Below are 19,435 nucleotides of genomic sequence, written 5' to 3' on the forward strand. Positions count from 1 at the left end.
CAGTCGTCGCCGCGATCCGCGCGATCGCGGCCGATCCCGCTTGTTGTGGAATACTCTGCCGGTGTCGCCGCGGCCCCGCCGCTCGCGTTCGCCGCCCGTACGACATCAGATGAGGCTAGATATGAGGATCCGTCTCCTTGCCGGCGCGCTGACGCTCGCGCTGGCCATGACCGCCTGCAGTGGCGGGAGTTCGGATGACGCCGCCGGAGCAGGCGCCGGGGGCGGCACGAAGACCGTACGACTCGCGATCAACCCCTGGATCGGCTACGAGGCCAGCGCCGCGGTCGTCGCCTATCTCCTGGAGCACGAGCTCGGCTACAAGGTCGAGAAGATCGAGAGTGGCGAGGCGGACTCCTGGAAGGGCTTCGAGAAGGGCACGGTCGACGTCATCCTCGAGAACTGGAACCACCCGGAGCTGAAGAAGGAGTACATCGACGAGAAGAAGGTCGCGATCACCGCGGGTGAGGACGGCAACAAGGGCGTTCTCGGGTGGTACGTCCCCGAGTGGATGGTCCAGAAATATCCGGACATCACGGACTGGCACAACCTGCCCAAGTACAAGGACCTCTTCAAGACCGACAAGAGCGACGGCCTGGGACAGTACCTCGCCGGCGACAAGTCGTTCGTCACCAACGACGAAGCGCTGATCAAGAACCTGAACCTTCCGTACAAGGTGGTCTACTCCGGCAGCGAGGACGCGCTGATCGCGGCGGCCCGCAAGGCCACCGAGAACGAGACTCCGCTGCTGATGTACTTCTACGAGCCGCAGTGGCTGTTCAACCAGCTCAAGCTCGTCAAGATCAACCTCCCGCCGTACGCCATCGGGTGTGACGACAACCCCAAGACGGTCAAGTGCGACTATCCGCCGTACCTGCTCGACAAGATCGTCAGTGTGAAGTTCGCCCAGACCGGCGGTAAGGCGTACGAGTTCATCAAGAACTGGAGCTGGACCAACGACGACCAGAACGCCGTGGCCTACGACATGGCGGTGAACAAGATGAGCGCCGAGGCGGCCGCGAAGAAGTGGGTCGACGCCAACAAGATCGTCTGGCAGGACTGGATCCCGGCCTGAACCCCTGTCCGAACCACCGCATCTGATCCACCGGGCTCTTTCACCGGGTCCGTCCGAGGGGCGTGGCGCGCACGGCGTGCCGCGCCCCTCGTCGTACGCCGCGGTTCTCGCCCGAGGCGGCGCCGTCGGTGAGCGGGAAACGTCGCAATGCCGCGGCTCTTGTGCGCGCCTCCTTTGCCACTTTTTTGCACTTTGCTATATCTGAGGGGGATATTTCATTACCTAGGGGTGGCAGTGGGCGGGCGTGGCAACCGGTTGATCGCTGTGTCGATCGCCGGAATCTCGGTGGCGGTGGCCGTACTCGCGGGTTGCGGGCCCATGCCGGAACTCGACGGCGGCCCCACGGGCAAGGGCGGCGGGGCGAAGGGCGACTCCGGAACGGAGCGGGGCGTCAACCCGCTCGACAATCCCGACGGCACCGGCCCCGGCCTGAAGGCGATCACGTCGGACAAGGACCGGGCGAAGGCCCGCGATCTGATCGACAAGGTGGCGACGAAGGGCCGGGGGCCGAAGACCGGCTACGACCGCGACAAGTTCGGCTACGCCTGGGCCGACAACGTGGACGGCGTCCCGTGGGGGCGCAACGGCTGTGACACCCGCAACGACCTGCTGAAGCGGGACGGCAAGGACATCAAATATCGCAGCGGGTCGAACTGCGTCATCACCTCCATGACCCTGTACGACCCGTACACCGGCAAGACCATCGACTGGAGCAAATCGGACGCGGCGGAGGTCCAGATCGACCACGTCATGCCCCTGTCGTACGACTGGCAGATGGGCGCGTCGCGGTGGAGCGAGAGCAAGCGCAAGCAGATCGCGAACGACCCGCTCAACCTGATCCCCGTGGACGGCTCCACCAACGGCTCCAAGGGCGACTCGGGCCCGGCCACCTGGCTGCCGCCCAGCCGCGACATCCGCTGCTCCTACGTCGTGCGGTTCGCCCAGGTCGCCCTCAAGTACGACCTGCCGGTGACCTCAGCCGACAAGGCGGCCATGCTGGAGCAGTGCAAGTAACGGGCCCGGCTCAGCGGTAGACGACCTTCTTGGCCGACCGGCCGGGGAACACGACGACCAGGTGCTCCTCGGCCCCTTCGGGCCCCCGGGCGTAGGCCCGCAGCCGGTAGCGTCCGGGACCCTTCACCGCCAGGTTCGGCAGCCGGGCCCCGGCGCCCTCGTCGCCGCCGTCGTACGAGGGCACCTCCAGGCGGCCGCTGCGGCTGACGATGCCGACCTCGGCCACCCGCTCCCAGCCCGTCAAGCGCAGCGGGGGAGCGGAGCCGAACGCCTTCACGGTCAGGCACATCGGCTCGTTCTCGCCGTAGGTCATCACGACCGCCGAACTGCCGGCCGCGCCGAGGAACCCGTCGTCCACCGCCGTGTCGAAGGCGCCCTCGCCCTCCTCGGTGATGTCGTCCGGGTCGTACACGCCGTATCCCCCGCCCTCGAACAGGAAGTACGCGGCCGTGCCCTGCCGCCGGGCCCGCACCCTCGGCCAGGGGTCTCGGCAGCGGGCGTTGGCCTCCGCGACGTGGCTCTCGTCGCCCGCGCGTGCCCCGTCCTCGGCCGCAGCGCCTCGGGCGGCCCCTCGTACCACCAGCCGGTGTAGGCGGGGCGCCCGGTCTCCTCCGGCCCGACCAGCACGAGGAACGGCAGCAGGACGGCCGCCAGCAGGACCGGCCCGGACGGGCGGAGCGGCGCACGCTCCGGGGGCGTGCCGTGAGGGCCGGTGAGTTCGCGGGCGGAGCGGGCCAGCCACACCGCCAGGAAGACGTCGAACTCCTCCAGCATCTTCATCAGCGGTACGTCGTTGTAGACGAACACCGAGAGGACGGCCGCGGCGGCGAGGGGAGTCGCCAGCGTCACGGTGACGTGGCGCCAGCCGGCCGTGACGGTGTCGCGGCTCCAGCGGCCGTCGCGGTGCTGGCCGAAGAGCACGGCCACCTGCCAGGCCGCCGCCATGGCCAGGCAGGCGAGCAGGATGAACCGGGGCGCCCGCACCCCGGGCACCTCGTCCATCGCGATCATCGCCAGGCCTGCCGACCCCGGCCAGGCGGTGACGAGCGCGAACACCCGGAGCCGTCCGCGGAGGGTCAGCGCGAACAGCACCTGCAGCGGGCACCACAGGGCCAGTGTGAGCGCCTCGCCGACGACGTCGGGAAGCGGCGCGACCGGCAGCGGGGGGATCAGGGCGTGGGCGACGGCCAGGTACAGCAGACGCCGCAGCCAGACCGTCCGCCGGTCGGCGGGCCGGGCCGCGGGCGGGGGGAAGGTGAAGACCTGGCGGAGCATCCAGGTCTTGAGCGCGAGGATCGTGAGCAGACCCACCGCCCCCGTCACGGCGGCGGTGGGCGACTCGGCGAAACCCATCGAGGAGTGGTCGTCGAGCGGATACCACAGGACGGCCGCCCAGAGGGCGTCGAGACGCCCGGTGACGGCCGTGACCACGGCGCCGACGGCCGACACCGCCAGGTGGACCCCGGCCGCGATCCACCCCGCACGCTCTCGGATCACTCCGCGCCCTCCCGAGACAAGAAGGACGATCTTAGGGGAGATCGCCTTCGGTGGCGCCTGACGTCATCCGGCGAGCAGGTCACGCAGGCGTGCGCACTCCCGGGCGAAGCGGCTTCCCCGGCTCGCCCGGCCAGTGGCGGCGTGTGCCGACACGACCGGGATCTCGCCGCGGGCGCCCACCCAGGCGGCCAGGTCGGCGGCGAGCGTCACCGCCTCGGTATGAGTGACGTTCGGCCGCTCTCCGGCGGAGGGCAGCAGATCCGGCAGCAGGCTGCGTAAGATCTCCCACACCTGCTCGTGCGCCCCCTGATGCGCGGCCTCCCGCAGCGATGCCAACACCGGACGGAGCTCGAACCAGGTGTGGCGGATCAGCAGCGCGAGCTGACGGCCGACCGCCTCGGCGTCCAGGGCTCCCCGGCTCGTCATCCGCAGCAGCACAGGGACAGGGTCCGGGCGGCGCTCGGCCAGGAAGTAGGCGAGGATGAGCGCGGTCGCGTCCCCGACCGGGCCGTCGGCGTCCGCCAGGGCCTCCAGGTACGGCGGATAGACCCCCGGCTGGTTCCACTGGTAGAGCAGGTGGGGCAGGTAGTTGACGGAGACGACCTCACGGTGCGACGGGAGGATCGACGGCCACCAGCCCATGGCGTAGCCGTGATCGTCCCAGCGCCACTTCGGCGGCTCGCGCAGCAGCTCGTCGATGAGGGGGTGTCCGGTGGGCTCCGCCCGCAGCACCGGCACCAGCCGCACCTGCTCGACGTGCCCCGGGTCACGTTCCTCGAACAGGTGCTCCCGCGCATCCTGGATGTAGCCCCACTTCAGCCCCGCCTCCGGGTCGGGCAGGCCGCCCCGGGCGAGCCAGGCGGCGACGGCCGACGCCGCCCGTGATCCCACGCGTCCGGCGCGTTCGGCGACGAGGGGGTGAGCCCCCCTGGGCAGCCGCAGCAACGCCTGCTGCAGGTCGGCGGGCAGTGGTTCCACGCCCGCGGCGGCGCACAGCTCCAGCCGGTCAACCAGCACGCCGGGATCGAGGTGCCCGGTCGTCACCGTCGGCGTCGCCAGCAGGACTGGGGGCAGCGTCCCTTCTCGAAGCGCCCGGTAGATCTCGCTGAGCCGGTGCAGCAGGAACATGTGCGGCGGGGAGACGTGCGCGGGTTCCGGCAGCCGGGCGCGGCGGCGGAACTCCACCGCGGGGTCGGGCTCCTCCGGTTTGCCGAACAGCGGCCGGAAGCCCGAGTATATGATCCCCACCGGGAACTCCGGTTCGCCGGGATCGCGGGGAGGCACGGGCCTGCCGTCGCGCATCGCCGCCACCCGCTCGGCGGAGACCCCGATCTCGAGGATCTGGCGGAAGATCTCCTCCCGGACGTGCTCCGGCAGGTCGCCGAAGGCCGGCCCGGGTGCCGCCTCGTCCTCCGAGCCGTCTTCGTCTTCCGGGCCGTCCTGATCTTCCGGCCCGTCCTCGTGGTCGTCCGTCTCCTCGGGCGGCACGGCGCTGACCCGCACGGAGAAGCTCGACCCCGCCCAGGGATCAACGGGCTCCGGATCGGGCACGCCGGGATCGGCGCCGGGAGCGATCACTTCCTTCGCCAGGGCGGCGATCCAGGCCTCCGGATCGAGCCAGCGCTCCAGGCCGTACAGATAGGGAAAGGAGTCCCGGAAGACGGGGGTGAGCGTCTCGCGCAGGGCCGCACGGTCCCTGCCCACCCGCTCGACGAAACCGGCGAGCCACTGCTCGCACGCCGCCCATCCGTGGAGTTCCCCTGCGGTCCGGTCCACCGCCGGTGCGGGGAACGGGCCGGGCTCGGGGAGGACCGGCAGCGGCACGGGGGTGAACGGCTCCGGCGTCTCCTCGGCCGCGACCTCGCCCCCGAACACGGCGGCGAGCTCCCGGCCGAGCTCGGCGGGCAGCAGCGGGACCGCGTCGGCGATCACCTTCGCGTCCGCGCCGAACGCCGCGGCGTGCCTGAGCGCGATCCGTACCGCTCGCCGCCGCACGTCGTCGGAAGCGTGAGCGAACGCCGTGACGAGCGCGGGAGCCAGTTCGCCGGCGCGTGCGGACCTCTGCCGCACCTGCCGGTCCAGCAGGGTCAGGCCGGCGCGGGCCAGCTTGGCCTCGGGCCTGAAGGTGAGCGCCTCGATCGCCTCTTGGACGTCCGCGTCGTCGTGCGGGCCGGACCGGTTGATCTGGGCCAGGGCCAGCTCGGCGACCGGGGCCGGGGGCGGGCGGGGAGCAGCCGCAGGTAGTCCCTGGCCCGTTCGGCCGCCTCCTGCGGCGCCGGGTCGATCAGTTCGTGCAGGCGCACGAAGAAGCGCAGGTCAGCGGCGTTGCCCCCACGCAGGAACCGGCTCACGCAGCCGTCGAGGAGTTCCGCCCGCGACACCCGTCCGGCACGCAGGAGCCGCCGGATCAGGGAGAGCCACCGGGTGGGGGACGGCGTGAGCCGTTCCTCACGCAGGGCGCGGCCCGCGCCCTCGGCCTCGAAGATCCGCGGCAGCAGCGGGCCGAGCAGCGGATCGCCGGCCGCCGCCTCGCCGGTCAGCCACGCGACCACGAGCGGGTCGTGCGCGGGCGGTGTCACGCCGGAGGCCCGCAGCAGCGCGAGCACCAGCGGGGCGACCCGATCGTCGTCCGCCCTGCGGATCTTTCCGGCGAGCCGGGCCGCCACGTCGGCCTGCCATTCGGCCGGGCGGGTGACCAGCACGCGGACCACCTCGGCAGGGTCCGGTGCCGGCGCCCACTCCGGGTAGAGCTCGCGGCGGCTCAGCCAGGCGGCCGCGGCGGCGGGCCCGGAGATCGTCCCCGCCCCCGCGATCCGCAGCGGCGCGCCGAACTCGGCGAGGGCGTCCCGCACGGTCCGGCGGCGCTCCCAGGCGAGCCAGGGGTCCTCGTCGTCGTGGTGGTCCCGCTGGCTCTCGCGGGCCATCTGCGTGGCGGTGTCGCGCATCTCCTTGAGGAAGTCCGGCAGCCGTCTGCCCACCTCGGCGCGCTCGGCCTCGGTGAGCGCGATCACGCGGTCGGCCAGCGTACTCGTCTCCCGTGCGGTGACGAGGTCGCGCACCTCCTGCCAGGCGCTCATCGGGCCGCCTCCGAGCTCGTCTCCAGGCCGGACTCCACGCCCGTGTCCGTGGTGGCCCGCGCGGCGATCCTGGCCGCGAGCACGTGCTTGCACGGCCCACGCGAGCCGCGATGGTCCCACCACCAGGGACAGGTGCACGATCCGTCGGCCAGGCCCACCTCCCGCAGCCCGCCGCGGGTCCGGACGTGCGCCGTGTCGCCCGTGATCTCCACGGCGCCGGTCTCGACCAGCGCCCGCGCGGCCGTCAGCCGCGGGTTGAGGTGCTGCACGTGCTCCCTGTCGTAGGGCAGCTCACGATGGAAGTACGCCGCCTCGGACAGGTCGTAGCCGACCCGCCCGGCCGTGCCGAGCTGCGTGAGGGCGGCCCGTACGCGCGTGGAGGACAGCCCGGCGCGGTCGGCCAGCAGGCCGATCTCCACCTCGGGCTCGAAGTTGAGCAGCATGCCCACCACGTCGGCGTCGGCCTCGGCCTCGTCGGTGGCGAGGTCGGCCAGCACCGCGCCCTCGCCGGAGAAGCCGCGCCAGCGCTCCGGCGACAGGACCAGCGTGTAGCGCATGCCGGGCAGATCCAGCTCCCACGCGCTCGACGCCGGGCCGCCGGGGGAGGCCGGGCCGTACACCTTGAGGCTCCTCGCGAAGCGCAGCAGCGGCAGCAGCGTCGCCAGGCGGCCCACGCCGGACAGGCACACCGCTCCGGGGCCGGGCCGGTCGGTGACGCGCAGGTCGCGGCCCGAGGGGGCGACCCACAGGTCGGCCGTCGCCCGCTTGGGCAGGGCCCGCAGGAACCGCACCGCGCTCATGCCGTGCAACTCGGCCCGCAGGTCCATGCGCGCCGCGATCACCTGAACCTCGGCGAACCCCCGCAGCCACCGCTCGGGCAGCGGCACCTTCTTCTCCACCACCGCGCCGTCGAGCGTGGTCACCGTGAGCTCGTCCGCGCCGACCCCGAGGTGCAGCGGGTCGCGCGCGCCCACCCGGGCCAGCGCCTCCCGCAGCGGGCCGTTGACGTCGACGTTGGTCGTCCCCCGGTCGAACACCTCGCCGTCCAGGGCGTTCTCGAGCAGGTCGAGCCGGGCGTACACCCCGCCGCAGGCGGAGAACGACTCGAACCGCAGCCGGTCCCCGCCGCACGTGACGACCGGATCGCGCGTCCACCCCGGACGCGGCTGGTGGTAGCGGGTGAGGGCCACGTCGGCCACGCCGAGCAGGGCCGCCGCCGCGGGCGCCGCCTGGGTGACCACCCCGCTGAAGAACCTCGGCGCCACGGCGGGGCCGCTCAGGGCCCTGCCGCCGGACGTCGAGAGCCCGAGACGTCCGTCCACCAGCATCGAAGGCGCGGCGTAGCTGTACGCCTGCGTCGCGTTTGTCATGTGCCGGAGGCTAGAGATCACCACCGACAAATCGCCGCCCGTACAGGCGGGGGATCAGAGGCAGCCGGAGTCGGGGTCCTTCACCTCGGGCGCGGTGTCGTCGACCGTGACCTCCAGCTGGGCGGTCGAGGCCACCAGGCTCCCGGCGGGCGCCTTCGCCTCCTTCTCGTCCACCACGATGCCGCGCTCCCCGAGCAGCTCATACGTGGACGGGTCGAAGATGATCTCCTCGCGCACCCCGCCGGAGACCCGGCCGACGCCGATGCCGGTCCGGCCCGCCGCGTCCTCGACCTTCTCGGTCACCGTGACCCCGGGGATCGTGGCGGCGGCCTTGAACAGCGCCGCGCGCTGGGGCGCCGGCACGTACGTCTCCCGCAGCAGGTCGCCGACGGCCGTCCACGCCCCCGTGTCGGGCGGATTGTCGCCGTGCGGCCGGTCGTACAGGTAGCCGCGCATCTTCTCCGGGTCGGCGGGCAGCTTCTTCAGGTTCGTGTAGGCGGTGTCCCGCACGCTGTTGCAGGCGGGGAGCCGCATCCACTCGGTGCCCTTCTCCTTGTACGCCTCCGGCGGGATCGGCCAGCCGGGATAGGCGTGGGGCTCCAGATATTCGACCTTCAGTGCGCCGTCCCTCGTGCCGTCGGCGGACAACCAGATCGTCCGCTTCGTCCGGTAGAGGTAGCGCGACTCCTTCTCGCCCTCGCCGACCACGTCGGCCTCGTACATCGTCTGGGAGCTGACCCTGACGAACTGGTCGTCACGCGGCGACAGGTCGGTCACCGCGCGGGCCGCCCTGCCCAGCACCTCCTCGGCCGACATGGCCGACACCTTCGGCAGCGTCACGACTCCCGGGCTCACCTTCGCCGGCCGGGCCTCCGGTTCCGTCAGCACGGTGGTGACGGCGACGACGCCCGCCGCCGCGGCGAGCAGCGCCGTCCCGCCCGCCAGAAACAGGTACGGACGCGGGCGCGGGCGGGCGCGACGGCCCGCCGGGTCGGCCAGCCGCCGCCGTACGGCCGCCTTGGCCGCCAGGGAGTAGGGCGCGACGTCGGGCCGCTCCCGCGCCACCAGGTCGATCTCGTCGGTCATCACACGTTCTCCTCGGGAAGGTCGAGATGGCGGCGCAGCTTCGCGCGCACCCGGTGCAGGCGCGAGCGGACCGTGCCGATGGGGATCTTCAGCGCCTCGGCCGCCTCCTCGTAGGAGAGGTCGGCCCAGGCGACCAGCAGGAGCAGGTCACGCTCGGCGGCCGACAGCCTGGCCAGCGCGGCGGCGAGGGCGGGCCGCAGGGCGGCGCGCTCGCCCGCACCTCGCTCCGCGCTCCTCCTCGTGGGCGCCGCGCTCGCCGGCGTCGCGCGGCGCGCGGGCGAGCGCCCGCAGTCGGCGTACCTCCGACCGGCGGTGTCCCGAGATGAGGTTGCCGGCGATGCCGTACAGCCAGGGCCGGGCGTCCGGCCGGGAGGTGTCGTAGCGGTGCCGCTTGCGGAACGCAACGAGGAACGTCTCGGCCGTGACGTCGTCGGCGTGCTCGGGGCCGAGACGGCGTCCGGCGTAGGCGTGGATCTCGTCCGCGTGCCGGTCGAAGACGCCGGCGAACCGCTCGGGTGCCGTCAGCGACGCCTCTATCAGCCCCGCGTCGCTCGGCTCGGCGCCGTCCGGCCCGGCGCCGTCCGGCCCGGCGCCGTACGTCTCGGCGCCGTACGGTTCGGCCTCGCGGGAGCCGCCGGGCGAGCGACCCGGGGCCGCCGCGGGGAAGCGCGTGTCGCCGGAGACCGTCCTCACCACCCGTGTTGTCCGTTCATAGGGGAATCCTTCCGTGGGCGCCGTCGCGCCCTTCGCCCCTACTCCGCCGGACCCGCCGGGCCGGTTCCATCCGATGTGCTCAGCCGGTGATGAGGAACCCGTTGTGGTCGCGGGCCACCCCGCCGGTGCGGTCGGCGATCGCGAGGGCGGCCCGCCGGGCGGCGGCGGGAACGCCGGTGCCGTAACCGCCGTCCGCGGACAGCTCGTACGTCACGTCATCGCCGTCCCATTCGGTGACGAAGACCTCGATCGGGCTCTCGGCGCTGGTGAGCAGCGTCGTGCCGGCGTCGGTCACCGTCGTGACCTCCAGGCCGGGCACCTCGTCCGCGAGCAGGCCGATCACCTCGTCCACGGGGATGAGCCGCCCGCCGGTGACCTCGGCCAGGTCCTCCGGCGGCTCCTGGCACTCCGGGTGCTCCCGGCCGCCGAGCCGCTCGGCCAGGCCCCGCACGAGCAGGCTCGGCCGCGAGAAGTCGCCGCCCGCCTCGCTGTCGATGTTGCGCGCGAAGAACGCGGTCGCCCAGCCCGCCGGGAGGCCCGCCCGGGCCGCCAGCTCCGGGGTCAGCGCGACCGGCCCGCGCAACTCGACGTTCTCGCCGATCTTGAACCCCCGCCCGTACGGCCCGGCCTGCGGGTCGTGCAGCCGCACCGTCTCCAGCACGGTCGCGGGGTCGGGCGCGTACGGCAGCAGCAGCGTGGGCCCTCTGCGCAGCCGCCGGGCCATGAGGAAGTCGGAGATCAGTCCCATGCGGCCACTGTCGCGCCCGGCACTTGTGGTTCGCTTGGACCCGGTCGCCCGGGTGCGACTAGGTGATCGATTCCAAGGGTTAGTTGTCGTAGCCACCCCGGACTTGCCGGACGGATGGCGCGGCCCCATAGGCTAAGCCCCCGTCCGCACTGTCTGGAGAAGTCATGACCAGTAGGTTCACCGAGTTGGTTGTCGACTGCCACGATCCGGAGCGGCTCGCGGCCTTCTGGTGCGCGGTCCTGGACTTCAAGGTGATCGACCGGAGCGAGGGCAAGGTCGAGATCGGCTCCTGGGAGCCGACCGTCGAGGAGGTCCGGGCCCGCCAGATGCCGCCCACTCTGGTGTTCATTCGGGTGCCTGAGGGCAAGACCGTGAAGAACCGGCTCCACCTCGACGTCAGCCCGATCGACGGCAGTACCGACGACGAGGTGGCCAGGCTGCTCGGCCTCGGCGCCGCCAAGGTGGACGTGGGGCAGGGCTCCGGCCGGAGCTGGGTGGTCATGGCCGATCCCGAGGGCAACGAGTTCGATGTCCTGCGCACGCTGGCACCGTCCACGTACATGATCGGTCCGGAGGGTTAGTGGTCGCAGGCGGTCAGTGAGCGCAGGACGGGCTGTCCGCTCTGGTCGTTGTGCCAGATGGCGGTGGTCAGCGTGAGGATGCGCTGCATGACGCGGGCGACGACGCCGGCGGGTGTTCGGCCGTGGTGCCGTTCCAGGCGGGGGTAATTCCGACAGCCGGTCGCCAGGGCGCGAGATGCGGCGATGCCTTCAGCGCGTCGTCGGTCTTCACCTACAGTGCGGTGGCGAGGGAGTCCAGGTCTGGGCGTCACAACCGCACTTTGGGCTCCCTCGCCTCATGCGCGCAGCCGATCCTTTGGAATAGATCATCTAGGCGTGTGACTAGGCGTGCCGGAGCGCGACCTGGCGCATCCTGGCGCAGACCCTGCCGGGATCGCCCAGATAGCTCCAGGGCCTTTCGGTGACGAGGTCCCCGAGCGCCTCGAACCGCTCCCTGGCCGCGACGTGGTCACCCGCAAGGACGAAGGCGCAGGCGAACAGGTTGTGGTCTTCCGGCCAGCCCGGCCGCCGCCGGTAGGCCGGATGCCGCACGGAGTGGTCGGCGGCGGCGCGCAACTCGGCCCGGACGTCGGGCCGCGCCATGTATTCCTCGTCCTCACCCCGGTCCAGCGACAGCCATTTCTCCAGGTGCGCCTCGGCGACCAGTCTGCCCAGCGGGCTTCCCGGAGGCGAATCGGTGACGGCACGCCGGGCGAAGGCGAACATCTCCTCCTCGCTGCCGAACCATTTCGCGCACAGCCACTGCAGCATCTGCGAGTGCGTGTGCACGTGCCCGGGATGCCTGCTCGTCGCCGCGTGGAATCGCCGCAACGTCTCCTCCCGTCCCACCTGGCGGCCCCGAGCGGAGACGACGAGGAACGACCACGCCGCCACGTCGTCCGGGTCGCGCTCGACGACCTCGTCGAGACAGTCCTCGGCCACCTTGAGCCGCCGGTGGAACTCCCGGAACTGCTGTTCGCTGGTCATCTCCGCGACGGCCGCGCCCCGGGCCTCCCACGCCCACTTGATCCCGTGCGCGCCCTTCACCAGGAGCGGGAGCGTCGAATCGGGCTCGGCCGCGATCCATTCGTCGATCCAGTCCTGCACGCCTTCCACGGAACCGCAGACGTTCACATAGAAGGCCCGGTCGTCCGGATCGGTGACGGATCCGAGAAAGGACTGGGCGGAACGCCAGTCACGGGCGATCAGCACCGACCGCAGCCCCGCGGCTCCCGGATCGCCCATAGCCGGATCGATATCGATATTTCCGTTTCTTCTCCGAAAAAGCCTAAGAGACATGCGACGGATGGTACATAAATAGCCGATCAACTCTATTGAGAGCGTGTGAATTGGCGAACAGCATACGGGCCGGGATCAGCCTGGCCATGCTCGCGGGGTTCTTCGTGCTGGCGGCCGCCCAGGTCGCCGGGCTCCTGGCGCTCGCCCTGTGGCTGTCCACCGTGCTGGCCGGGCTGGTCGTGGTGAAGCTGCTGTGGCCGCTCTTCGCGGCCAGCACCTGGGCGGTCGGGCGCGGCGTGTGGCGCGCGGTGCGCTCCCGCCCGGAGCCGCCCGCCGGCCTGCTCATGCCCGCCGACCAGGCGCCGATGCTGTGGGCGGCCGTCCGCGACCTGGCGGCGGAGGCGGGCACCCGTATGCCGGACGAGATCTGGCTGACCGCGGAGGCCAACGCGGCGGTACAGGAGGAATCGCGTTTCCTCGGCCTCGCCGGGGGACACCGGCGCCTCTACGTCGGGCTGCCGCTGCTGCAGACGATGACCGTGGCGCAGATGCGGGCCGTGCTCGCGCACGAGCTCGGGCACTACTCCGAGCGGCACACCCGCCTGTCCGCTCCCGCGTACCGGGGCAGGCTGGTGATCGCTCACACGCTGGAGCGGATCGGCCCGCACAACCCGGCGGGATGGATTTTCCGGGGATACGCCCGCCTCTACCTCCTGGTCGACCACGCCGTGTCGCGCCGCCAGGAACTCGAGGCGGACCTGGCGTCGGCCCGGGCCGCCGGAGCCGACGCCGCGGCCGGCGCGCTGCGCGAGATCCGCGTCCTCGACGCCGCGTGGAGCTTCTTCCTCGGCCAGTACGTCCACCTCGGCTGGGAGTCCGGGTACGCCCCGGCCGACCTGTTCGCCGGGTTCGGCGCACTGGTGGAGGCGCGCCGGGACGAGCTGGACGAACTGCGCGCCCACGAGCCGGACGACAACGGCTCCCGGTGGGACACCCACCCGCCCCTGTCCGAACGGCTCGCCGCCCTCGCGGCGGCGCCTCACACGACGGCGTCACCCGACACGCGGCCGGCGGCGATGCTGCTCGCGGACATCGCCGAGGCCGGTCGCGCCCTGCAACGCGTGGCGATCGACAGCGGAGAGCGCACCCTGCTGCCCTGGCCCGACCTCACCGCGGCGGCCCTCGCCGCGCGAGTGCAGCGCGAGGCCGACGCGGTCTTCCGCATGATCGCCCGTACGGTCGGCCGGCCTGTGGCCGGGCTGGCCGACGTGGCCGAGTACATCGCGGCCGGGCAGCTCACGACGATCGCGCAGCCCTTCTTCCCGACGGCCACCCGGCGGGAGGCGGGCCCGCTGTTCGCCGAGCCGCTGGAGACCCTGCTCCGGCTCGCCGCGTTGCGGTCCGGCGTCGCGCGGTGGTGGCATTCCTGGAGCGGCCCGGCCGAGTTCCGCGGTGTGCGCGGCACCGAGCTGCCGCTGGAGGAAATCGCGAAGCTCGCGGTCACACCGGGCGGCCTGGACAAGGCACTCGGGGAGCTGGCCGCGCTCGGCGTCGACATCCACCGGGCCGTACCGGCGGACACGGCGCCGAGCACCTTCGGCTCCGACGTCGTCGGCGGGCTGGCGAACGTCCGGGCGGACGGAGCCGAGCACGACCTGTTCGTGTTGACCACCGGGCTCGTCTTGGTCGCGGACCCCGGAAAGTCGGACAACGGGCGGCAGCGCATGCGGGAGCTGCTCGCCGCGACGTCCGCGGTGAGCCTGGCCGAGCGGAACCGGTTCGTCGCCTTCGAGGAGATCGAGAGCGTCCGGATCCACAAGCAGGTCCCGCTGGACGCCGAGCTCGTGCTGTACGGCGGCGCGACCCTGCGGATCGGGGAACGGTGGAGCAGCGACGAACTGGACGACGGCAGCCGCAAGCGCCTCGTCTCCCTGCTCGAACGCGTTTAGAGCGGCTACCGGGCGGTCGAGCCGCGGACCTGGAGGGAGGCCAGCAGCGCCGTGCTGGCCTGCGTGATCTCCTCGACCGCGCGGTCGAACGCCTCGGCGTTGTGCGCGGCGGGCGCACGGAAGCCGGAGATCTTGCGGACATACTGCAGGGCCGCCGCCCGGATGTCCTCCTCGGTCACCTCGTCGGTGAACGGCGGGCGCAGGGTCTTGATGCTTCGGCACATGACCCCATACTGGCCGATCCGGCCGGGTCTTCAGAAGCGGCGGTCAGGAGTGGAAGACGGCGGCGCCGAAGTCCTCGGCCACCTTGCGCAGCATCGCGGCCAGTTCCTCGCGGTCGATCGCGTCGATGCGCTCGGCCGGCCCGGACACCGACATCGCCGCGAAGGCCCGCCCGCCGTCGTGGACCGGCACGGCCATGCAGTGCACGCCGCTCTCCTCCTCACCCAGGTCGAGCGCGTACCCCCGGGCGCGCACCCGGCCGAGCTCCTCCAGCAGCTCGCCGACCGCCGTGATCGTCCGGTCCGTACGGCGGGCAGCCCGGTGCGCCGGAACACCGCCTCCGCGTCGTCCCGCCCGGCCAGCAGGGCCTTGCCGACGGCCGTGCTGTGCGGCAGCACCCGGCGGCCGACCTCGGCGAACATCCGCAGCCTGCGCGGCGAGGGCACCTGGGCCACGTAGACGACGTAGTCGCCCTCCAGCACGGCGAGGTTGGCGGTCTCGCCGGACAGCTCCACGAGCCTCGCGAGGTAGGGCTCGGCCCAGACCGCGAGCATCCGCTCGGCCACGCCGCCGATCCGCACGAGCGCTCCGCCGAGGGCGTAGCGCCGGTCGGACTCCTGCCGGACGTACCCACGGGCCAGCAGCGTCTGTAACAGCCGGTGGATCGTCCCGTAGGGCAGGCCGGTCGTGGCCGCGATCTCCGACAGGCCGGCCTGGCCGCCGTGCTCGGACAGTGCCTCGAGCACGTCCAGCGCCCGGTCGACGCTCTGCACGCTCACCGCGCCCTCCTCCTCGGCGGTGTCATCCTCAATGCGGGGACCGTCCCAGCATGCCGGGTTCGAGGCCTCGCAGCGAGGCGTCGAGCACCTCTGCCGTGTGCGCGACCCGGATCTCCCCCTTGCCCGCCCTGCGGACGGAGGCCGCGATCTGCATCGTGCATCCTGGATTGGCCGACACCAGGACGTCGGCGCCGGCGGCGAGCACCCGCTCGGCCTTGCGGTCGCCCAGTTGCCGGGCCGCCTCCGGCTGGAAGAGGTTGTAGGTGCCCGCAGACCCGCAGCAGATCGCGGACTCCTCGACCTCCCGCAGCTCCAGCCCCGGGATCGCGCGCAGCAGCTCACGCGGCTGGGCGCGCACGCCCTGGGCGTGGGCCAGGTGGCAGGCGTCGTGGTAGGCGACCGTGACGGGCAGCGGGTGGCGCTCGGCGGCCGGTCCGAGCTCGGTCAGGAACTCCGCCAGGTCCCGGGTCCGCAGCGCCCCGGCGCGGGCCGCCCAGGCGGGCTCGCCGGCCAGCACCTCGGCGTAGTCCTTCATGCTCGACCCGCAGCCGGCCGCGTTCACCACCACGGCGTCCACGCCGGCCCGCTCGAAGACGGCGATCGTGCGGCGGGCGAACCTCCGCGCCTCGGCCTCGCGGCCCGAGTGCAGCGACAGCGCCCCGCAGCAGCCCTGCCGGGGCGGGATCACGACGTCGCAGCCCTCCAGCGCGAGCACCCGGGCCGTCGCCGCGTTGACCTGCGGGAAGAACTCGCCCTGCACGCAGCCGGTGAGCAGCCCGACCCGCGCCCTGCGCCGTCGCCTCGCCCGCACGAGCGGCGGCAGCCGTACGGGCCGGGGGACGGCGGGCGCCAGTTCGGCCATCGCGCCGAGGGAGGGGTTGACCCGTTCCAGGAACGGCTGCAGGCGCCTGCCCAGCCGCATGGGCAGCCGCATCGCCCGCAGCCTGCGCCGGTAGGGGAACAGCGCGAACACCAGCGCCCGGATCGCGCGCTCGTCCGGGCGGCGCACGTGCTCCCGCTCGACGACCGCGCGCGTCTGCTCGATCAATCGGTCGTACCGCACTCCGGACGGGCACGCGGTGACGCACGCCATGCAGCCCAGGCAGGCGTCGAAGTGGCCGGCCATCGCGTCGGTGAGGGGGGTGCCCTCGACGTGCTGCCCCATGAGGTGGATGCGCCCGCGCGGGGAGTCCATCTCCTCGCCCCACAGCACGTACGTCGGGCAGGTGGGCAGGCAGAACCCGCAGTGCACGCAGTCTTTGATCAGTTCGGGGTCCATTTCAGATGCCTCCGACGAAACGGCCGGGCGACAGCCGGCGATCGGGGTCGAACCGCTCCTTGACCCGCCGCATCAGCGGCAGCGCGCCGACGCGCCCCCACCGGTCGAGGCGGCGTGCGGCCTCCGGGGGCGCGGCGAGCACGACGACGCGGCCCTCGCCGTCCGCCTCCATGTCGTCGCGCAACACGCCGGTGAAGCCGGCGACCCGGCCGGGTTCGGTGTCCGGCGGCAGCGCGACGTGGAACACGTGCGAGGCCAGGGAACCGCGCACCGCCGCGCGCACGTCCGCCGTGCGGGCCGCGCAGAAGGGCTCGACGAAGCTCCCGGCCAGCCGATAGGGGATGTTCCTGACCTCCAGCAGGATCTCCCCGCCGTCCGCGGCTCGGCCCTCGGGGCCCGGCGGCTCGTCCGGCCCCGGCGGCTCGGGCAGGCGCCCCCACCACGGCGGCGGCTCCTCGCTCACCTGGACCACCCCGCCCGTGGCGTCGCCGACGAGGCTGCACAGCGCCTTGGCGCGCTCGGCCGCGGCGGCGCCCTCCACCAGGACCGCCACCGTGCAGGGGCCCGCCACGTCGGGCCAGTCCACTTCCACCGCGCTCGGCTCCAGCGGTGACTCGGTCACCGCCGGGATCACGGCGTGCAGGGCCGGGGCCGCTTCGATGCTCGTGCTGTCCAACGTCCTGCCCTCGTACACGTAGGGCTTGACGGTCTCCGTCACCGGACGTTCGACGGTGAACGTCACCCAGGCGCGGGCGGCGGGCAGGGGATGGAGGCGGAAGGTGGCGTCCGCGATGATCCCGAGCGTGCCGTACGAGCCGGTGAACAGCTTGCCGAGGTCGTATCCGGCGACGTTCTTGACGACCTTCCCGCCCGACTTCGCGATCGTGCCGTCGGCGAGTACGACCGTGACGCCGATGAGCAGGTCGCGGGCCGTGCCGTACCGGAACCTGCGCGGCCCGGCGATCCCGGTGGCCAGCAGCCCGCCGACCGTGGTGCCCGGGACGGGAACGTCGAGCGCGAGTTCCTGACCACCCTCGGCCAGAGCGCGCGCCAGCGCCTCCACGGTCACCCCGGCCTGCGCCCGGACGACCAGGTCGCCCGCCGCGTGTTCCAGCACCCGGTTCATGCAGCACAGGTCCACGAGCACGTCGCAGCGGGCGGGCGGGGCGCCCCAGTGCAGCTTGGTCCCGCCGCCCGTCGCGACGGCGGCCAGGTCGTGCGCGGCGCAGACCCGCATCACGGCCGCGATCTCCTCGGCCGACTCGGGCAGCGCCACCCAGCGCGGCCGCACGCCCGCGACCTCGTCCCCGTCGCCGGCCGCGCGCCCGGCCACGCCGGTCGCCTCCAGCGCCTCCAGAGCGTCCCGCGCGTCCATCAGAACTGCTCCGCGAGGCCGGCCTCGACCAGGGGGTGAGCGCCCCTGCGCACTCCCGGCGCCTCGCCGCACAGGCGCGGGGTGGGGAAGATCTTGCCGGGGTTGGCGAGACCACGGGGATCGAACGCGCACCGCACGAGTTGCATGGTGTCGAGGTCGTCCTCGGTGAACATCCGGGGCATGTAGCGGGCCTTGTCCACGCCGACGCCGTGCTCCCCGGTGATCGACCCGCCGTGTCGACGCACAGGTCGAGGATGCGCCCGCTCACGGTCTCGGCGCGCTCGGCCTCGCCGGGCACGGAGTCGTCGAACAGCACGAGGGGATGGAGGTTGCCGTCGCCCGCGTGGAAGACGTTGGCCACGCGGATGCCGTACTCCTCCTGCAGCCGGTCGATCCCGGCGAGCACGCGGGGAAGCGCGGTCCGCGGCACCACGCCGTCCTGCACGATGTACGCCGGGCTGATCCGGCCCACGGCGGCGAACGCCGACTTGCGGCCCTTCCAGATGGCCGCCCGCTCCTCGGCGGAGGCGGCCACCCGGATCTCGAAGGCGCCGCTCTCGTGGCAGATCCGCTCGACCTCGGCGAACTGGTGCTCCACCTCGGCGCGCGGGCCGTCCAGCTCCACCACCAGTACGGCTCCCGCCCCGGCGGGGTAACGGCAGTGGACGGCGGCCTCGGCCGCCTCGATCGCCAGCGCGTCCATCATCTCGATGGCGGCGGGCACGACGCCCGCCGCGATGATCGCCGACACCGCGTGCCCGCCGGCCTCGATGCCCGTGAAGGCGGCGAGCAGGGTCGTGACCGCCTCGGGCGCCCGCGACAGCCGTACGGTGATCTTGGTGGCGATGCCGAGCGTGCCCTCCGAGCCGACGAACGCGCCGAGCAGGTCGTAGCCCGGGTCCTGGGCGGACAGCTCCACGATCTCCCCGTCCGGCGTGACGATCTCGGCGGCGAGCACGTGGTTGACCGTGAAGCCGTACTTGAGGCAGTGCGCGCCGCCCGAGTTCTCCGCCACGTTGCCGCCGATCGAGCAGACCTGCTGGCTGGAGGGGTCGGGGGCGTAGTAGTACCCCCGGTCGCGGACCGCCTCGGTGATCGCCAGGTTCGTCACCCCGGGCTCCACCACGGCACGGCGGTTCGGGATGTCGATCTCGACGATCCGCCGCATGCGGGAGGTGACGATCAGCACGCCGTCCGTGCGGGGGAGGGCGCCGCCCGACAGGCCGGTGCCCGACCCCCGCGCGACGAACGGCACGCCGTGCTCGCCGCACAGCCGTACGACCGCGGCGATCTCCTCGGCCGTCCCCGGCAGCACGACCACCCCGGGCGTGGCCCGGTGGACGGTCAGCCCGTCGCACTCGTAGGTGCGCAGCCGTACGGGGTCGGTGATGACGGCGTCCGGCGGGAGCACGGCCGCCAGCCGTGCCGTCAGCCGTTCGAGCTCGGACATCGGC

Annotated in this window: 18 protein-coding genes and 2 pseudogenes; 4 read left to right on the forward strand and 16 right to left on the reverse strand. The window is 72.8% G+C overall.

Features of this window, described 5'->3' with window-relative positions; all coding sequences use genetic code 11:
- Positions 1–121 precede the first annotated feature (121 nt).
- Both B1L11_RS00355 and B1L11_RS00360 read left to right on the forward strand, forming a co-directional pair.
- The gene (locus B1L11_RS00355) at positions 122–1,072 is read left to right on the forward strand and encodes an ABC transporter substrate-binding protein (RefSeq protein WP_079312066.1); all 951 of its coding nucleotides are present in this window, start codon (positions 122–124) and stop codon (positions 1,070–1,072) included.
- Between the two features lie 264 nt (positions 1,073–1,336).
- Positions 1,337–2,086: an HNH endonuclease family protein gene (locus B1L11_RS00360; RefSeq protein WP_256862098.1), complete on the forward strand. Its 750-nt coding sequence runs from the start codon at positions 1,337–1,339 to the stop codon at positions 2,084–2,086.
- Positions 2,087–2,096: 10 nt separating this feature from the next.
- Here the strand turns inward: B1L11_RS00360 and B1L11_RS00365 are convergent, their stop codons facing one another.
- The 9 genes from B1L11_RS00365 to B1L11_RS00400 all read right to left on the reverse strand — a co-directional run bounded on the left by B1L11_RS00365 (position 2,097) and on the right by B1L11_RS00400 (position 10,578).
- The gene (locus tag B1L11_RS00365; RefSeq protein WP_079312070.1) at positions 2,097–2,498 is read right to left on the reverse strand and encodes a hypothetical protein; all 402 of its coding nucleotides are present in this window, start codon (positions 2,496–2,498) and stop codon (positions 2,097–2,099) included.
- Entirely contained in the window at positions 2,399–3,583 is a 1,185-nt protein-coding gene (locus B1L11_RS00370; RefSeq protein ID WP_079312072.1) for a hypothetical protein, read from the reverse strand. The genes B1L11_RS00365 and B1L11_RS00370 overlap by 100 nt, the downstream gene beginning before the upstream one ends.
- Before the next feature lie 63 nt (positions 3,584–3,646).
- Positions 3,647–5,653 (reverse strand): hypothetical protein, encoded by a 2,007-nt coding sequence (locus tag B1L11_RS00375; RefSeq protein ID WP_079312075.1) that lies wholly within the window; start codon positions 5,651–5,653, stop codon positions 3,647–3,649.
- A 17-nt stretch (positions 5,654–5,670) separates the two neighbouring features.
- Positions 5,671–6,660 carry a hypothetical protein gene (locus tag B1L11_RS00380; RefSeq protein ID WP_079312077.1) on the reverse strand — a complete coding sequence of 330 codons (990 nt, stop codon included), beginning with the start codon at positions 6,658–6,660 and terminating at the stop codon, positions 5,671–5,673.
- Positions 6,657–8,030: an SWIM zinc finger family protein gene (locus B1L11_RS00385; RefSeq protein WP_079312079.1), complete on the reverse strand. Its 1,374-nt coding sequence runs from the start codon at positions 8,028–8,030 to the stop codon at positions 6,657–6,659. The genes B1L11_RS00380 and B1L11_RS00385 overlap by 4 nt, the downstream gene beginning before the upstream one ends.
- A 54-nt stretch (positions 8,031–8,084) precedes the next feature.
- Positions 8,085–9,116: a CU044_5270 family protein gene (locus B1L11_RS00390; RefSeq protein WP_079312081.1), complete on the reverse strand. Its 1,032-nt coding sequence runs from the start codon at positions 9,114–9,116 to the stop codon at positions 8,085–8,087.
- On the reverse strand, positions 9,116–9,316 hold the full coding sequence (locus B1L11_RS53640) for an RNA polymerase sigma factor (protein ID WP_306291578.1): 201 nt from the start codon (positions 9,314–9,316) through the stop codon (positions 9,116–9,118). The genes B1L11_RS00390 and B1L11_RS53640 overlap by 1 nt, the downstream gene beginning before the upstream one ends.
- A complete protein-coding gene (locus tag B1L11_RS53645) occupies positions 9,264–9,809 on the reverse strand; it encodes an RNA polymerase sigma factor (protein ID WP_306291576.1) in 546 nt (181 codons plus the stop codon). Before B1L11_RS53645 ends, B1L11_RS53640 begins: the two co-directional genes overlap by 53 nt.
- Before the next feature lie 100 nt (positions 9,810–9,909).
- Entirely contained in the window at positions 9,910–10,578 is a 669-nt protein-coding gene (locus B1L11_RS00400; RefSeq protein ID WP_079312083.1) for a hypothetical protein, read from the reverse strand.
- A 164-nt stretch (positions 10,579–10,742) separates the two neighbouring features.
- Between B1L11_RS00400 and B1L11_RS00405 the strand changes: the two genes are divergently transcribed.
- Entirely contained in the window at positions 10,743–11,159 is a 417-nt protein-coding gene (locus B1L11_RS00405) for a VOC family protein (protein WP_079312085.1), read from the forward strand.
- 321 nt (positions 11,160–11,480) lie between these two features.
- On the opposite strand, the gene B1L11_RS00415 is transcribed toward B1L11_RS00405, so the two are convergent.
- Complete coding sequence (locus tag B1L11_RS00415; protein ID WP_079312089.1) at positions 11,481–12,383, reverse strand: hypothetical protein; 903 nt, start codon at positions 12,381–12,383, stop codon at positions 11,481–11,483.
- A 104-nt stretch (positions 12,384–12,487) separates the two neighbouring features.
- Here B1L11_RS00415 and B1L11_RS00420 point away from each other — a divergent pair, with 104 nt between their 5' ends.
- Positions 12,488–14,326, forward strand: a complete 1,839-nt coding sequence (locus tag B1L11_RS00420) for a M48 family metallopeptidase (protein WP_218670813.1) — start codon at positions 12,488–12,490, stop codon at positions 14,324–14,326.
- Positions 14,327–14,331: 5 nt separating this feature from the next.
- On the opposite strand, the gene B1L11_RS00425 is transcribed toward B1L11_RS00420, so the two are convergent.
- From B1L11_RS00425 to B1L11_RS00445, 6 genes and pseudogenes are all read right to left on the reverse strand, one after another.
- Positions 14,332–14,550 carry a DUF2277 domain-containing protein gene (locus B1L11_RS00425; protein ID WP_079312092.1) on the reverse strand — a complete coding sequence of 73 codons (219 nt, stop codon included), beginning with the start codon at positions 14,548–14,550 and terminating at the stop codon, positions 14,332–14,334.
- Between the two features lie 43 nt (positions 14,551–14,593).
- Complete coding sequence (locus B1L11_RS53650) at positions 14,594–15,091, reverse strand: IclR family transcriptional regulator C-terminal domain-containing protein (protein WP_306291579.1); 498 nt, start codon at positions 15,089–15,091, stop codon at positions 14,594–14,596.
- A 122-nt stretch (positions 15,092–15,213) separates the two neighbouring features.
- Positions 15,214–15,327 (reverse strand): annotated as a pseudogene (locus tag B1L11_RS49450) (helix-turn-helix domain-containing protein); the annotation flags it as partial.
- A 28-nt stretch (positions 15,328–15,355) separates the two neighbouring features.
- Entirely contained in the window at positions 15,356–16,606 is a 1,251-nt protein-coding gene (locus tag B1L11_RS00435; protein WP_079312094.1) for a (Fe-S)-binding protein, read from the reverse strand.
- A 1-nt stretch (position 16,607) separates the two neighbouring features.
- The gene (locus B1L11_RS00440) at positions 16,608–17,981 is read right to left on the reverse strand and encodes an FAD-binding oxidoreductase (protein WP_079312096.1); all 1,374 of its coding nucleotides are present in this window, start codon (positions 17,979–17,981) and stop codon (positions 16,608–16,610) included.
- Positions 17,981–19,431, reverse strand: a pseudogene (locus B1L11_RS00445) (FAD-linked oxidase C-terminal domain-containing protein). Before B1L11_RS00445 ends, B1L11_RS00440 begins: the two are co-directional and overlap by 1 nt.
- Positions 19,432–19,435 lie beyond the last annotated feature (4 nt).

Source organism: Microbispora sp. GKU 823 (assembly GCF_002027145.1).
GTDB classification, from domain to species: domain Bacteria; phylum Actinomycetota; class Actinomycetes; order Streptosporangiales; family Streptosporangiaceae; genus Microbispora; species Microbispora siamensis.

Coding starts and splice junctions, on each gene's coding strand:
- B1L11_RS00440 (WP_079312096.1), bottom strand. CDS start 17,981: ATGGACGCGCGGGACGCTCTGGAGGCGCTGGAGGCGACCGGCGTGGCC.
- B1L11_RS00390 (WP_079312081.1), bottom strand. CDS start 9,116: ATGACCGACGAGATCGACCTGGTGGCGCGGGAGCGGCCCGACGTCGCG.
- B1L11_RS00435 (WP_079312094.1), bottom strand. CDS start 16,606: ATGGACCCCGAACTGATCAAAGACTGCGTGCACTGCGGGTTCTGCCTG.
- B1L11_RS00400 (WP_079312083.1), bottom strand. CDS start 10,578: ATGGGACTGATCTCCGACTTCCTCATGGCCCGGCGGCTGCGCAGAGGG.
- B1L11_RS00385 (WP_079312079.1), bottom strand. CDS start 8,030: ATGACAAACGCGACGCAGGCGTACAGCTACGCCGCGCCTTCGATGCTG.
- B1L11_RS00355 (WP_079312066.1), top strand. CDS start 122: ATGAGGATCCGTCTCCTTGCCGGCGCGCTGACGCTCGCGCTGGCCATG.
- B1L11_RS00380 (WP_079312077.1), bottom strand. CDS start 6,660: ATGAGCGCCTGGCAGGAGGTGCGCGACCTCGTCACCGCACGGGAGACG.
- B1L11_RS00405 (WP_079312085.1), top strand. CDS start 10,743: ATGACCAGTAGGTTCACCGAGTTGGTTGTCGACTGCCACGATCCGGAG.
- B1L11_RS00415 (WP_079312089.1), bottom strand. CDS start 12,383: ATGGGCGATCCGGGAGCCGCGGGGCTGCGGTCGGTGCTGATCGCCCGT.
- B1L11_RS00425 (WP_079312092.1), bottom strand. CDS start 14,550: ATGTGCCGAAGCATCAAGACCCTGCGCCCGCCGTTCACCGACGAGGTG.